The 14,086-nt window shown below is 69.2% G+C and carries 13 protein-coding genes; 5 read left to right on the top strand and 8 right to left on the bottom strand.

Features of this window, described 5'->3' with window-relative positions; genetic code table 11:
- Window positions 1–39 precede the first annotated feature (39 nt).
- From ACFPLC_RS22810 to ACFPLC_RS22795, 4 genes are all read right to left on the bottom strand, one after another.
- Entirely contained in the window at window positions 40–534 is a 495-nt protein-coding gene (locus ACFPLC_RS22810) for a GNAT family N-acetyltransferase (RefSeq protein WP_378196137.1), read from the bottom strand.
- Window positions 527–2,683, bottom strand: coding sequence for an NAD-dependent DNA ligase LigA (gene ligA / locus ACFPLC_RS22805; RefSeq protein WP_378196140.1), 2,157 nt, complete (start codon window positions 2,681–2,683; stop codon window positions 527–529). Before ligA ends, ACFPLC_RS22810 begins: the two co-directional genes overlap by 8 nt.
- Before the next feature lie 11 nt (window positions 2,684–2,694).
- Window positions 2,695–3,399 carry a hypothetical protein gene (locus ACFPLC_RS22800; protein WP_378196143.1) on the bottom strand — a complete coding sequence of 235 codons (705 nt, stop codon included), beginning with the start codon at window positions 3,397–3,399 and terminating at the stop codon, window positions 2,695–2,697.
- Window positions 3,400–3,484: 85 nt separating this feature from the next.
- On the bottom strand, window positions 3,485–4,522 hold the full coding sequence (locus ACFPLC_RS22795) for a uroporphyrinogen decarboxylase/cobalamine-independent methonine synthase family protein (protein ID WP_378196146.1): 1,038 nt from the start codon (window positions 4,520–4,522) through the stop codon (window positions 3,485–3,487).
- Between the two features lie 121 nt (window positions 4,523–4,643).
- Between ACFPLC_RS22795 and ACFPLC_RS22790 the strand changes: the two genes are divergently transcribed.
- The 5 genes from ACFPLC_RS22790 (at window position 4,644) to ACFPLC_RS22770 (ending at window position 8,953) form a co-directional block, all read left to right on the top strand.
- Window positions 4,644–5,468 carry an LURP-one-related family protein gene (locus ACFPLC_RS22790; protein WP_378196149.1) on the top strand — a complete coding sequence of 275 codons (825 nt, stop codon included), beginning with the start codon at window positions 4,644–4,646 and terminating at the stop codon, window positions 5,466–5,468.
- A gap of 106 nt (window positions 5,469–5,574) precedes the next feature.
- Complete coding sequence (locus tag ACFPLC_RS22785) at window positions 5,575–6,618, top strand: MBL fold metallo-hydrolase (RefSeq protein WP_378196152.1); 1,044 nt, start codon at window positions 5,575–5,577, stop codon at window positions 6,616–6,618.
- A 123-nt stretch (window positions 6,619–6,741) separates the two neighbouring features.
- The gene (locus ACFPLC_RS22780; protein WP_378196155.1) at window positions 6,742–7,026 is read left to right on the top strand and encodes a GNAT family N-acetyltransferase; all 285 of its coding nucleotides are present in this window, start codon (window positions 6,742–6,744) and stop codon (window positions 7,024–7,026) included.
- A gap of 10 nt (window positions 7,027–7,036) precedes the next feature.
- Window positions 7,037–7,489 (top strand): GNAT family N-acetyltransferase, encoded by a 453-nt coding sequence (locus tag ACFPLC_RS22775; protein WP_378196158.1) that lies wholly within the window; start codon window positions 7,037–7,039, stop codon window positions 7,487–7,489.
- A gap of 192 nt (window positions 7,490–7,681) precedes the next feature.
- Window positions 7,682–8,953 (top strand): DUF222 domain-containing protein, encoded by a 1,272-nt coding sequence (locus tag ACFPLC_RS22770; RefSeq protein WP_378196162.1) that lies wholly within the window; start codon window positions 7,682–7,684, stop codon window positions 8,951–8,953.
- Window positions 8,954–8,960: 7 nt separating this feature from the next.
- Here the strand turns inward: ACFPLC_RS22770 and mnmA are convergent, their stop codons facing one another.
- The 4 genes from mnmA to ACFPLC_RS22750 form a co-directional block, all read right to left on the bottom strand.
- Window positions 8,961–10,052 (bottom strand): tRNA 2-thiouridine(34) synthase MnmA, encoded by a 1,092-nt coding sequence (gene mnmA / locus ACFPLC_RS22765; RefSeq protein WP_378196467.1) that lies wholly within the window; start codon window positions 10,050–10,052, stop codon window positions 8,961–8,963.
- Between the two features lie 4 nt (window positions 10,053–10,056).
- Entirely contained in the window at window positions 10,057–11,253 is a 1,197-nt protein-coding gene (locus tag ACFPLC_RS22760; RefSeq protein ID WP_378196165.1) for a cysteine desulfurase family protein, read from the bottom strand.
- Window positions 11,254–11,317: 64 nt separating this feature from the next.
- Window positions 11,318–12,685: an MFS transporter gene (locus ACFPLC_RS22755; RefSeq protein ID WP_378196168.1), complete on the bottom strand. Its 1,368-nt coding sequence runs from the start codon at window positions 12,683–12,685 to the stop codon at window positions 11,318–11,320.
- 44 nt (window positions 12,686–12,729) lie between these two features.
- Window positions 12,730–14,013, bottom strand: a complete 1,284-nt coding sequence (locus ACFPLC_RS22750; protein ID WP_378196171.1) for a helix-turn-helix transcriptional regulator — start codon at window positions 14,011–14,013, stop codon at window positions 12,730–12,732.
- Window positions 14,014–14,086: the final 73 nt, after the last annotated feature.

Below are 14,086 nucleotides of genomic sequence, written 5' to 3'. Positions count from 1 at the left end.
GAGCCCTCCGCGGGTTCGTCCCTTTCGACGAGGCTCAGGTCAGAGGTCGATCTGGTAGGCGATGAGGCTGATGTGCGGAAACGGCCGCCAGTCCCGCTCGGCCAGACGCGTGAACCCGAGACGTTCGTAGAGCCGATGCGCGCTGTGCATCCGGTCGAGACTGCTCAGCACCACCTTGCGGAGCCCCAGCGCCCGAGCGCGGTCGAAGACAGCCTTGATCAAGGCTTCGCCGACACCGCGGCCACGCGCGGACGGCGCCACCGCCAGCATCCGGAACTCCAGCTCCCCCGGACGCGAGATCTCGGCGTACTCCGACCCGGGCCGCACGATGGTCACGGTGCCGACCACGTTCCTCGCCGCGTCCACGGCGACGAGGACCTCAGCCGCCTCGGCCCGCCGCGCGACGTCACGCAGCTTGGCGTCGTAGCCGACGTCGTCGGCCAGGTGGCCGTCGGCTTCGTACGCCTGGACCGTGACCTCGCCGGCCGCGGCGTACTCCTCGGCCCGCGGCGGCCGAATCTCGACCTCACCCATCCGTTCCCCCAGTCTCCTCTTCGGCGGTCTCATTGCCGGCCGGCAGCGCCACCTCCCGCGCCGCGTCGGGGCCCTGCTCCAGTAGGACGCGGAAGCCGCCTTCGTCGAGCACCGGCACCTTGAGCTGAACCGCCTTGTCGTATTTCGAACCAGGCGAGTCCCCGACGACGACGAAAGCGGTTTTCTTCGAGACCGACCCGGCGGCCTTGCCACCGCGGGCCATGATGACTTCCTTGGCCTCGTCGCGGGAGAAGCCGTCGAGCGAGCCCGTCACCACGATCGACAGGCCCTCGAGGTTGCGCGGGATCGAGTCGTCGCGTTCCTCTTCCATCCGGACGCCGGCGCGTCGCCATTTTTCGACGATCTCCCGGTGCCAGCCGACCTCGAACCACTCCTGCGTCGCGCGGGCGATGGTCGGGCCGACGCCGTCGACGTCCGCGAGCTCCTCCTCGGTCGCCTGCTCGATGCGCTCGATCGAGCCGAACTCCCGCGCCAGCGCCTGCGCCGCGGTCGGACCGACATGCCGGATCGACAAAGCGACCAGCACCTTCCACAACGGCCGGTCCTTCGCCACCTCCAGGTTGGCGAGCAGCTTCCGCGCGTTCGCCGACAACTCGCCGGCTTTGGTGCGGAAGAGTTCCACCTCGGCGAGGCTGTCCTCGTCGAGGTCGAAGACGTCGCCCTCGTCGGCGATTACCCGCGCGTCGAGCAGCGCAGCCGCCGCTTCGTATCCCAGAACTTCGATGTCGAACGCGCCGCGCGCGGCCAGGCTGAACAGACGCTCTCGCAGCTGCGCAGGGCAGAACCGGCTGTTCGGGCACCGGATGTCCTTGTCGCCCTCTTTCTGGTAGGCGAGTTCGGTACCGCAGGCCGGGCAGTGGGTGGGCATGACGAACTCGCGCTCGTCCCCGGTTCGCGCGTCCACCACCGGCCCGAGGACCTCGGGGATGACGTCACCGGCCTTCCGGATGACGATCCGGTCGCCGATCAGCACGCCCTTGCGCTTGACCTCTTCCTGATTGTGCAGGGTGGCCCGCGCGACGGTCGACCCCGCGACCTTGACCGGCTCGGTGACGGCGAACGGGGTCACCCGTCCGGTCCGCCCGACGTTGACCTGGATGTCCAGCAGCGTCGTGATGGCTTCTTCGGGCGGGTACTTGTACGCGATCGCCCACCGTGGCGCGCGTGACGTCGTACCGAGCCGCCGTTGCAGCGCCACCCTGTCGACCTTGATGACCACGCCGTCGATCTCGTGCTCGGCGTCGTGCCGGTGTTCACCCCAGTAGGTGATGTGTGCGGTGAGTTCGTCGGCCGACGTCAGAACTTTGCTGTGCGGCGACACCGGTAGCCCCCAAGCCGCCAGCGCGTCGTACGCCTCCGATTGACGCTGGGGCTCGAAACCGTCGCGCTTGCCGAGACCGTGGCAGATCAGCCGGAGCCGCCGCTCGCGCGTGATCTTCGGGTCCTTCTGCCGCAGCGAGCCGGCCGCGGTATTGCGCGGATTCGCGTACGGCGGCTTGCCCGCCTCGACCATCTTCGCGTTCAGCTCGAGGAAGTCCTCGACGCGGAAGTAGACCTCGCCGCGCACCTCGACCAGGGCGGGCACCGGGAACTGGTCGGTGGCGGTGAGCGTTTCCGGAACTTGGTCGAGGGTGCGGACATTCAGCGTGACGTCCTCCCCCGTCCGGCCGTCGCCGCGGGTGAGCGCCCGGGTGAGGCGGCCGTTTTCGTACAGCAGGTTGATCGCCAGGCCGTCGATCTTCAGCTCGGCCAGGAACTCGGTCTGCCCGACCTCCTTCTCGACGCGTTCCACCCACGCCAGGAACTCGTCCCAGTCGAACACGTTGTCCAGGCTGAGCATGCGCTCGAGGTGGTCGTACGCGGTGAATTCGGTCGAGAACGTGCCTCCGACCCGCTGCGTCGGCGAATCGGGCGTGACCAGCCCGGGGTAGTCGTCTTCGAGCTGCTGAAGTTCGCCCAGCAGCTCGTCGAACTGCCCGTCGGAGATGATCGGCGAGTCCAGGACGTAGTAGCGGAACTGGTGGTTGCGCAGTTCCTCGGCGAGGGCGCCGTGCCGCTCACGCACGTCGGCCGGGACGTCGGTCACGTCCTCGGCGGTCTGGTCCTGGGGAAGGTCGGTGCTGCTCACGGGTGGTAACCCTAGTCGGCGGTACCGACATTTTCGTCGTGGTTGCCGCCCAGCCAGCGGACCAGTTCACGGAACTCCAGAAGGGTGATGGAGCCGGCGGGCTCGGCTTCGGCCGTCTCGACGCGCCGTAACCGTTCGGCGGCGAGCCGTTCACCCAATGTCGCGTCGAGGGGCAGGAAGGTCATGGTCTGCCGGGTGGCGTCGTCGAGGTCGCCGAAGCGCGGGTGGAAGACGGCGACGTCGACCACCTGCTCGTCGTCGTCCACCTGAGCGACGACGCGGACATCGGCCAGCGAGATCCGGTGCTGGCCGAGGTTCACCGTGACCTCGGTCGGATCGGGGACCGGCGGAACCGAGTCGTGGTACTCCCAGATCGCGTCGTCCGGCGGGGCGGCAGCCCGCCACGCTTCGGTGAACGGCCGCACTTCAGGGTCTTCCTGACCGGTCACGACCAGGGCGTAGATCGCCTGGCGACCACGCTCCAGCGAGAAGTGCAGCCGCGGGTGCAGCGCCTCCACCAGCTCGCAGAGCTCGTGTTCGACCCGATGCGGCTCACCCTCCCCCAGAGCCGCGCTGACCATCGGGAGCAGCTCGAACCAGCCGTGCCAGAACGCCTCCGCGGCGGCTGCGGGATCATCCGGCACGGGCTGCTCCGGCCACGCGGTGCGCGGGTCGGGCGGGTCGGCGGCGGTGCTCTTGCGGCGGAACAGACGCATGGTTTCGGGAGATCCTCGTTCGGTCGGCTACCTCGCCAACGCTACTTGCCGGCCGGGGCAGACGTCCGCGAGTCGCCGGATTCCGTCACCAGCCTTCCGGCGGCTCCACGAAGGCTTTGCCGAGGTCCCGGGTGAGCGAGAGGGCGCGGCGCATCCATTCCGGCGTCGCGCCCGCGAGGCCGCAGGCAGGCGTCGGCACGGCCCGCTCGGCGAGGACGCTGCGGTTGAACCCGAGCCGGTCGGCCAGCCGGAACGCCGGCTCGCCGACATCCTTCAGGCTCGGCGGCGCTCCGGGCGCTCTTGCCGGTACCGCCCCCAGGAACAACGTGGCCCCGCCGTCCCACACTTCGCCGATCTCGTCGAGGAACGCGGCGGAGGCACCGTCGAGCGCAGCGAGGTCAAACGCCAAGGCGTCCGCGCCGGCCTCCCGCAGCAGACCGAGCGGCGGTTTCGCGGCGCAGCAGTGCAGGATGACCGGGCGATCGGTGATCCGGCGGGCGCCCTCGATGACGGTGGTGAGCAGCTGGCGGGCCTCGGGCGCCGGCACCGCCGGGACGTTCCCGTAGCCGGACGGCGTCGACAGGCCGCCGGCCAGCACCGCGGGCAACGACGGTTCGTCGAACTGGACCACCACCGGCGCGCCGGTCCTGGCCTGCACCTCCGCGACATGTCCGGCCAGGCCGTCCAAGAGGGACGACGTGAAGTCCCGAAGGGCCCCGCGATCGGTGAGCACCCGATGACCCCGGGGCAATTCGATTCCGGCGCCCAGGGTCCACGGCCCGGCCAGCTGGATCTTGAAGACCGGCGGGGTGACCCCGGCCTTCTCCCGCGCCTCCTGTACGGCGTCGAGATCCCAGCGGAGCAGGTCGACGGCCCGGCGATGCTCGTGCCCAGGCCGGGACGCGACGCGATAGCCACTCGGCACGACGTCGACGGCCAGATCGACGAGCAGCGCGGCGGTCCGGCCGAGCATGTCCGCGCCGACGCCGCGGGCCGGCAACTCGGGCAGGTGCGGGAAGTTGGGCAACTCGCCGAACACGACGGCGGCCGCTTCGGCGGGATCGTTGCCCGGCATCGAGCCGATCGCCGTCGCGGCGCCGCTGGCCCAGATTCGCTCACTCACGGCCACCGATTCTGGTCGATCCCTGGACGACGGCACCGGCCGGGGCGCCGGGATGCGGACATTCACCGCATATCCCTTGACCGGCACCATGGCTGCATCCACGGCGATAGGCTGACCGGCCATGACCAGTTCGCCACCGCAGCCGGGCTGGTACCCGGACGCGCGGGACCCCCGTCTGCACCGATGGTGGGACGGCCACGCCTGGACCGCCGACACCCGGCCGGCCCACCCCTCCCCGCCATCGAGCGATTCCGAGCCGATCGAGCTGGACATCGAACGCGCCCACGACCCGGCCCGGATCCAGAACCAGGTCAATCGCGCGACACGCGGCCGAGGCGCCGCACGCGTCGGCAGCGGGACCCTGTTCACCGAGCCGGTCCTCGTGGTCAACCAGCGAGCCAAGCTGATCGAGATGGCCAACGAGTTCGGCGTCTTCGACCAGCACGGCAACCAGCTCGGCGGGGTCGTCGAGGTGGGTCAGAGCACGCTGAGGAAGGCGATCCGGCTCCTGACCAACTACGACCAGTTCCTGACCCACAAGTTCGAGGTCCGCGACGCCAACCACAGCACCGTGCTCAAGGTGACCCGGCCGGCGAAGGTGTTCAAGTCCCGGTTCCTCGTCACCAGGGCGGACGAGACGCCGATCGGTGAGATCGTCCAGGAGAACGTCTTCGGCAAGATCCGGTTCGGCTTCATCGTCGACGGCAGGTCGGTCGGCGGGATCTTCGCCGAGAACTGGCGCGCCTGGAACTTCTCGATCCGCGACCACGCCGGCACCGAGGTCGCCCGGGTAACCAAGACCTGGGGCGGATTCCTCAAAGCCGCCTTCACCACGGCCGACAACTACGTCGTCGAGATCCCTCACCCGCTGCCGGATCCGCTCGCCAGCATGGTGGTCGCGGCCGCCCTGACCATCGACACCGCGCTGAAGCAGGACACCGACTGATCGAGGTGACCGGCGTCTCATCTCCTCCCGGTGGACAGCGGGCCCGGCACGGCTCAGGGTGAAGAAAGGCCGGGACGCCGCAGTCTCGCCGGGACGGGAGGTCACCGTGGAACCGTTGCCGGAAAGCAGCGACAGGAACTGGACCGAGCCCGGAATCTACGAGGTCACGTCGGGCGTCTACCGGATCCCGTTGCCGCTGCCCAACGATGCTCTGCGTGCGGTCAACGTCTACGCGGTCACCGATGGCGAGAAGCTGGTCTTGGTCGACTCGGGGTGGGCGCTGACCGTGGCCCGGCAACAGCTCGCCGACGCTCTGACCGGGATCGGCGCCGGACTCGCCGACGTCAGCGAGTTCCTCGTCACCCACGTGCATCGGGACCACTATTCGCAGGCGGTGGTCCTCCGTCGTGACTTCGGTTCGAAGATCGCGCTCGGCCAGGACGAAGAGCCATCGCTCAAGGCATCCGGCAATCCCGACCGCCTGCCGATGGAGGCCCAGGTCGACCTCTTGGTCCAGGCCGGGGCCGGCGAAGTCGTGGAAGCGCTCGCCCGGCAGTTCGGCACGAACCGGCGGCACACGGAAGCCGACCTCTGGGAAGCGCCCGACGAATGGCTGACACCGGGCCCGCGGCCGATCCTGCCCGGGCGCGAATTCGACGTCGTCGCCACTCCGGGACACACGTCCGGGCACGTCGTCTTCGTCGACGCCACGGCCGGCCTGTTGTTCTCCGGTGACCACGTCCTGCCGCACATCACCCCCTCCATCGGATTCCAGCCGGTGCCGGCCGAGTTGCCGCTCAACGACTTCCTCGGCTCGCTCCGCCTGGTGCGCGCCATGCCGGACCGCCGCATGCTCCCCGCCCACGGTCCGGTGTCCGAAAGCGTGCACACCCGGGTCGACGAACTGCTGGAGCACCATCGCCAACGTCTCGAGACGGTAGCGTCGCAAATCGCGGCCGGCGCGACTTGCGCGTACGAAGCCGCGCACCGGATGGGGTGGACCCGCCGCAACCGCAAACTGTCCGAAATGGACTCCTTCAACCAGATGCTTGCGGTTCTGGAGACCGCAGCGCACCTCGACCTCCTGGTGACCCAAGGGAAACTGAGCGCCCAAGCTGTCGACGGGGTTCGTCGTTACACGGTGGCCTGACGTACTCGCGGCCATGCACTGCGGGTAGCCGCCTCGTCGCAGTCAGGCCTACCGGCCTGCCTCCTGCATACTGGATGAAATGGAGGTCATCAGACGCGCCCGGGCCACGGACATCGAGGCGCCGTGCGCCTGTTCGGCGCACCGGGCGAACCGTTGGCAACCGCGCTCCAGGCACTCATGAACGCCCCGCACGTCGCGCTTGTCGTGGCCGAGGACGACAACGGCGTCGCCGGCACCGCGCGGCGCGGTGTGACCAGCGCGCTCCTCAGTTGGGGTATCGACGAAGCCCGTCGGCGCGGTTGCGCACGCATCCACCTTGATTCGGGCCTCACCCGCGGCGACCTGCGTGACTTCTACTCACGCTTCGGCTTCGAGTACAGCTACCAAGGGTTCTCCCGCGTCCTGTGATACTGACGCTGTGGCCGACTACACCATCCGCAGGGCACGGCGAGAAGACATCGAGGCGATCGTTCACATGCTGGCGGACGACCAACTCGGCGCCACTCGGGACGATCCGGGCGACCTTGAGCCCTACCTGCGCGCCTTCGCTGAGATCGACGCGGATCCGAATCAGCTTCTGATGGTCGTCGCGACAGGTGACAAGCCGGTCGGCACCTTGCAGCTGACGATCATTCCTGGTCTCGCCAGGCGCGGCGCGCTTCGCGGCCAGATCGAGGCGGTGCGGATCCACGCCGACCATCGCGGCACCGGCCTGGGTGCCGATCTCGTCCGCTGGGCGATCGACGAGTCGCGGCGGCGCGGGTGCGCCCTCGTGCAGCTCACGTCGGACACCTCCAGGACAGGAGCGCACCGGTTCTACGAGCGCCTCGGGTTCGTGCCCAGCCACACAGGCTTCAAGCTCAAGCTCTGAGCGGCGAGCGTCGCCACGTGTCGCGAAGCAACGACTGTCTATTTCGGACATTGAATCTTCTCCAACCCCAGCGTGGACGTCCATTCACGTCAACGAAGCACAAACAATGGTGATTAGTCAATAGAACGGCGCGAATGGACCGTTCGCGCCGTTTCGATGACTTTTGTCGCGAGCCGTCGTACCGTCGGACTCATGACATCTTCACAACCAGTCCACAAGCTCGTCCCGGCAGCTGCCCAGAGCGCCGCCGGCGAACTTCCGTTCGTGCTGCAGTCGATCCGAGCCGACCCGAACACATTGCAGCACATGAAGGACGAGCAGGTCATCGACCTGATCCGCGATACGGACGCGGAGATCTCGAAGCTGCAAGCTCTGCAGCTGAGAGCGATCGCGGACCTGAGCGTGCGGCGGAGACAGGCGCCCAGCGCGTCCTCGGAAGTGGCGTTGGCCTTGTCCACAACGGAACATCGCGCCAGTGCCATCGTTTCCGCGGCCAACGCGCTGATCGCCCGCCTGCCCCGCATGCTGAATCTCATGGATGACGGCCGGCTCGACCTTTATCGCGCCATGAAAGTCACCGACGCGACGGCATGGCTGTCGAGAGAACACGTCCGTGTCGTCGACGCAACGCTCGAAGATCGGGTTCCGGGGAAGAACGCCACCCAGGTCCGCCGAGCCGCGGCCTACGCCGCTGCGCAGGCCGATCCCGAAGGCGCAGCGCTCCGCACCGAACGAAAGCTGGTCGAGCGGCGGCTCACCGTCCGCCACCAGGACGCCGGCGTGACCCACCTGTCGGTCAACAACGCACCCACCGAGAAGGCAACCGCAGCCTATGCCCGCGTCGACCAGACCGCCCGTGCGCTGAAGACGCCGGACGAACCGCGAACGCTGGATCAGCTCCGAGCGGACGTGGCCATCGATCTGCTGCTCGGCGGTAACGGAGGCCCGAGCGAACGCACCGAGGTCTTTCTGCACATCGATCTGGCCACCTACCTCGGCCTCAATCAGACCCCGGCCGCGTTGTCCGGTCGCGGGCCCATCGCGGCCGCGCTCGCTCGCCACATCATCGGCGGCCCCGGTACGACGCTGCGCCGGGTTCTCACCGACCCGCGAACCGGCCACGCGGTCGAGCTGTCGCCGACGCGCTACACGCTCGATCAGGACGAGTTCATCCGCGTCCGCGACCAGGAATGCCGACAGCCAGGATGCACACGCCCCGCCCAGAGCTGCGGGATCAAGGCGACTCGCACGAAGGGCGAGCCGGAAGGCGTTGCGGACCAGGCAGTCACCTTCTGCTCGCGGCACGGCAAGCTGGCGGGACAGCCTGGCTGGGATTACGAAGTCACGCCGGAAGGCACCGTCACCGTCGCGACGCCGTCAGGACAGGTCCATTCGACGACGCCACCGTCGATGCACCCCGCCCGCCGCCGGACGAACCGGCTTCGTAAGAAGCACCGGAGGTGACCGACGATCAGCGGGTTCCTGAGATCTTCGCGCTGCCGAGGACGACGTCCCCACCTTCGGGGTCAGGGCGGTAGAGAACGACGACCTGCCCTGGAGCGACTCCGCGCAGCGGCTCGCGCAAGTGCACCGTCATGGTGTCGTTGTCCACGTCGGCGACCGCGTCCACGATCCCTCCGTGGGCCCTGACCTGGACCACGCACTCGGTGGGTTCGCTCAGCGGCCGTCCGCTGGGCCAGATCGCCCGGTCAGCCTCGATCACCTTGACGCCGAGCCCGGCCGCGGAGCCCACCTTGACGGAGCCCGACACCGGTTCGAGAGACAGAACGTACCGAGGACGGCCATCCGGTGCCGGTGCATCGATTCCCAGCCCCTTGCGCTGGCCGACGGTGAACCCGTGCACCCCGGTGTGCCGGCCGAGGAGCGCACCCGTTTCCGCGTCCACGAGCTCACCAGGACGCTGTCCCAGCCGGTTCTCCAGGAACTTCTTGGTATCGCCGTCCGGGATGAAGCAGATGTCGTGGCTGTCCGGCTTGTTGGCGACGGAGAGGCCTCGCCGCTCCGCCTCGGCTCGCACGTCGGTCTTCCAGGAGTCGCCCAGGGGGAACATGGCATGGCTGAGCTGTTCCGGTGTCAACGACGCGAGGACGTACGATTGGTCCTTGCCGCTGTCCGCACTGCGACGCAACTCGGGCACACCGTCCACCACGGAGAGACGCGCGTAGTGACCTGTCGCGACCGCATCGAATCCGAGCGCCATCGCCTTCTCGAGAAGAGCTTCGAACTTGATCTTCTCGTTGCAGGTGACGCACGGGTTCGGTGTGCGTCCGGCAGCGTATTCGCCGACGAAGGTCTCGACGACCTCTTCGGTGAAGCGCTCGGCGAAGTCCCAGATGTAGAACGGGATCCCGAGGATGTCAGCGGCCCGCCGGGCGTCGTGCGAGTCCTCGATCGTGCAACACCCGCGCGAGCCGGTCCGCAGCGTTCCCGGTTTGGCCGACAGGGCCAGGTGCACACCTACGACGTCGTGCCCGGCGTCGACCGCGCGCGCCGCGGCGACCGCCGAGTCCACTCCTCCGCTCATCGCGGCCAAAACCCGCATTGCCTTACACCTCTTGCTTCTGGGTCTGCTTGCGCATTCCGGCGAGGCCGGCCTGCCGGGCGCGCATGACGACACCGCCGATCTCCGCAGCCACCGCCTCGACGTCCGCGGCGGTGGATGTGTGACCAAGGGAGAAACGGAGGGAACCACGGGCCGCCGCCGGATCGGCCCCCATGGCGAGCAGCACATGGCTCGGCTGGGCGACGCCTGCGGTGCAGGCAGATCCCGTCGAGCATTCGATGCCCTTGGCGTCGAGCAGCATCAACAGGCTGTCGCCGGCGCATCCGGGGAAGGTGAAGTGGGCGTGGCTGGGTAACCTCTCGCCCTCTCCACCGTTGAGGACGGCGTCCGGCACCTCGCGCTGGACGGCCTCGACGAGGCCGTCCCGAAGTTCCTCGACGCGCTTCGCGTAGTCGGCTCGGGCCGCGACGCTGATTCGGACGGCAGCCGCAAAGCCCACGATTGCCGGGACGTCCAGGGTGCCGGAGCGGATGTTGCGCTCCTGGCCTCCGCCGTGCAGCAGCGGCGCACAAGGTACGTCACGCCCCAGCAGAAGCGCTCCCACACCGAACGGGCCACCGAGCTTGTGTCCGGTCAGGGTGAGCGCAGCAGCGCCACTAGCCGCAAAATCGACCGGGACGGCCCCGACAGCCTGGACCGCGTCGGTGTGGAAAGGGATGCCGAACTCGGCGCACACCGCCGCCAGCTCGGCGATCGGGTTGATCGTGCCGACCTCGTTGTTCGCCCACATCGCGGTGGCCAACGCCACAGACTCGGGATCCGCTGCGATGGCTGTGCGGAGGACCTCAGGCGACACCCGTCCCCGGCTGTCGACGTCGAGCCACGTGATCTCGGCGCCACTGTGAGCTTCGAGCCATTCGACGGTATCGAGCACTGCGTGGTGCTCCGCGGCGCCGCACAAGATGCGCCGACGCTGCCCGTGCTCGCCGCGGCGGGCCCAATAGATGCCCTTGATCGCGAGGTTGTCGCTCTCGGTGCCCCCGCCGGTGAAGAGCACCTCGGAGGGACGGGCGCCCAGCGCCTCGGCGATGGTTTCGCGGGCTTCCTCGACCATCCGGCGAGCCCGGCGACCCGAAGAGTGCAGGGCCGAGGCGTTGCCCACGGTGGACAGCGCCTCGGTCATCGCCGCTATGGCTTCGGGCAACATCGGAGTGGTCGCCGCGTGGTCGAGATAGGTCATCGCTGTTCCAGGGTAGTCCGCTCCAGCGCGTGACGAAGCCCACCCTGGCCCTCGAAGTGGGCTGTCACACCTTTGACGGCCACCGCCCGGTCAGCCGGACACCCACCATCGCCAGAACCACCAGGGCCACGGTGAGCAGGGCCATCGCCGGTGACGGGTCGAGAACCGAGCCGACCGCGCCGAGCAGGACCCCACCCAGGCCGATGAGCAGCGCGGATCCGACCCAGTCCGCGAGCTGCATCGCCGAGGTGTTGAACCCGCGCTCTCCCTCGGGCGAGTAGCGGAGCAGGAGGACGGAGATCGCGGGCATCGCGATCCCCATGCCTGCGCCGCCGACCGCGCAGGCCACGAAGGCGATCCAGCCGGGGAACCACGGCTGCGAGACCAGGCCGAAGCCGACCAGGCCGGCCACGACCAGCCAGAACCCGGTGCGCAGCGACGCCTCCCTCGACCAGTCGACGTACCGGCCTTGCGCTGCCGAGGCCGCGGACCAGCCCAACGCCGTGATCGTCAGCGGCAGGCCGGCCAGGGCGGGGTTGTATCCGTGGACCGCACCCATCGTCAGCGGCAGGTACGCCTCCATCCCCGCGTATGCCCCGGCGATCAGGGAGCGGGAGGCGACGACCGTCGGCAGGCCGGGACGGGAAGTCAACGTCCCGAACGGCAGCAGCGTCCGGAGGGCGTAGGCCAGCGCGATCAGGCCGACCGTGCCGTAGCCGAGCGCGACCCACGACTGGTGCTGGGCCGCCCACGTCAACGCTGCGACGCCGAGCGCGGCGACGATCGCCTGCGGCACGCTGGCCCGTCGACCGCCGGTGGCGGGTTCGTGCGCGGGCAAGCGCCGGACGACCACGACCAGCATGAGCACCCCGACCACCACCAGCGGAACCAAGCCGAGGAAGACCCAGCGCCAGCCGATGCTGACCGTCACGACCCCCGCCACCGAAGGCCCGATGACCGCAGGCAGGACCCACGCGGCTGCGTTCGCGGCGTAGATGACCGGACGTTCGTGGTCGGTGAACGTCAACGCGATCAGGAGCGAAACCGAGACGAGGAGCAACCCCGAGCCGAAGCCCTGAAGCGCACGGCCCAAGAGGAGCATCGGCATTCCGCTCGCCGTCCCCGCGACGACCAGGCCGACCGCGAACAGCACGGGTCCCGCCAGCAGGGCGGGCGCTGGGCCACGGCGGTCGCCGATCCGGCCCGAAAGCACCGTCGCAACCACGCTGGAGACCAGGAAGATCGTGAAAGGCCACGAATAGAGCGCAGCACCGTGGAGGTCGGCGACCAAGGTCGGCATCGCCGTCGCCACACCCATGCTCTCGAACGCGACCAATGTGACCACGAGCAGCAGCGCGATCGTGGTCAGGCGGTGTTCCGCGGTCCAGAGCACACTTCGGCGGCGGGGTGCGGAGTCGATCGTCGAGGCCATGATCAGCAGCGTGCAACCTCCAGCCCGCTGGAGGTCAAGCTGGTTCAGGCGGAGCGGCGCACCACCGGTTCCAGCGGCAGGTCGCGAGCCAGTGCAGCCGCCTCCCCGCGGGAGCTCACGTCCAGCTTGTCGAGGATGTTGCGGACGTGGAACTTCACCGTGTGCTCGCTGAGCTGCAGTTGCTCGGCGATCTGCCGGTTGCGCAGGCCCTGGGAGATGCCCGACAGAACCTCCAGTTCGCGTGGGTTGAGCCGGTCGAGCGGACGCAGTTCCGGCGGCTCTGCGACACCGAGCGGGAGAACTGCGGTGACCGTTGTGCCCCAGTCCGGCACGGCGTCGACCTCCCAGTGGCCGCCGAGGGCCGTCAGGCGCTCGGTCAGGCCGCGGGGCGGGACCGCGTCGGCGACTTCGGGGCAATCGTCGCGGACGGTGATCCGTAGCACCGATCCGTCCACGCGCCAGGACGCCCTCAAGCGCGTGGTCGCGGGCCGGTCCAACGCCGCGAGCACCAGGCCGCGGGTCAGTGTCCGTGCCGTGTGGGCGATGTCCTGCGGGAGGGACGCGTCGCCGACCGGGTCGACGAGGTCGACGTCGACTTCCGTGTGCCGGACCAGGTCGGCCAGCTGGGCCTTGAGGACGGTGAATGCCGCTTCCGACGGCTCCGCGGACATGGTCTGGTCACGGTCGGCGATGCCTTTGAGCTCGAGCAGCGCGTCGGCGGCGAGGTCGACCGCGGTGCGGCGGGCGACGGCGTCGGACAGCCGGCCGGAGCGGAGGACCGACAGGAGCGTGACCAGGGTCGCCGCGTGCGTCTGGCCGAGGTCGGTGATCACCTGGGCGCGGGCGGAAGCCGCGGCGAGGCTGCTGGCCAGGACGTCCGGGCCCGGGTCTGTCGCCCGCTGGCCTGCGTCGGTGCTGACGATGTGCCACAGCTGAGCCGCCAGCTCCAGCTCTGCCGACGGCGGCTCCGCGGCCTCCGGCACTACGGCGATCATCGCGCCGTGGCCCACCGCGGGTGTCGAAGCGAGCAGGATCAGGCGACGCTCGACGCCTCCGAGGACGCCGTCGATCACCAGGGCCTTGCCGGGCTCACTGCGGTGGGCGAGCCGCTGTAGCTCGACGCTCGTCACGGCCTGCGTGATCGCTTCGTCGCCGATGGCCTTGAACGGGCTGCGGGGGCAGTCGCCCGTTTGCATCGCGGCCGCGCGGTGCGGGATCAGCTTGCCCAGCTCCACGGTGAACCGGCTGAGCAGCTGGGGCCGGGGTGCCGACAGGAGCCGTTCGACGACGCCCAGCACATGCCGCGGATCCGACCAGGAAACGTCCATGGTCTCCAAGGTAGGCGCGTCCGGGATCCGGCGACCTGCTCGTCCGGCTAGTGAACACTGCTCGTCCGGGCGG

Origin of the sequence: Amycolatopsis plumensis (assembly GCF_042652605.1) — a bacterium.
In the GTDB taxonomy this organism is placed as follows: Bacteria; Actinomycetota; Actinomycetes; order Mycobacteriales; family Pseudonocardiaceae; genus Amycolatopsis; species Amycolatopsis plumensis.
Note: the sequence above shows the minus strand (reverse complement) of the source record. Positions and strands in the feature narration are given on the sequence as shown.

Coding starts and splice junctions, on each gene's coding strand:
- ACFPLC_RS22755 (WP_378196168.1), bottom strand. CDS start 12,685: ATGGCCTCGACGATCGACTCCGCACCCCGCCGCCGAAGTGTGCTCTGG.
- ACFPLC_RS22750 (WP_378196171.1), bottom strand. CDS start 14,013: ATGGACGTTTCCTGGTCGGATCCGCGGCATGTGCTGGGCGTCGTCGAA.
- ACFPLC_RS22760 (WP_378196165.1), bottom strand. CDS start 11,253: ATGACCTATCTCGACCACGCGGCGACCACTCCGATGTTGCCCGAAGCC.
- ACFPLC_RS22770 (WP_378196162.1), top strand. CDS start 7,682: ATGACATCTTCACAACCAGTCCACAAGCTCGTCCCGGCAGCTGCCCAG.
- ACFPLC_RS22790 (WP_378196149.1), top strand. CDS start 4,644: ATGACCAGTTCGCCACCGCAGCCGGGCTGGTACCCGGACGCGCGGGAC.
- ACFPLC_RS22810 (WP_378196137.1), bottom strand. CDS start 534: ATGGGTGAGGTCGAGATTCGGCCGCCGCGGGCCGAGGAGTACGCCGCG.
- ACFPLC_RS22800 (WP_378196143.1), bottom strand. CDS start 3,399: ATGCGTCTGTTCCGCCGCAAGAGCACCGCCGCCGACCCGCCCGACCCG.
- mnmA (WP_378196467.1), bottom strand. CDS start 10,052: ATGCGGGTTTTGGCCGCGATGAGCGGAGGAGTGGACTCGGCGGTCGCC.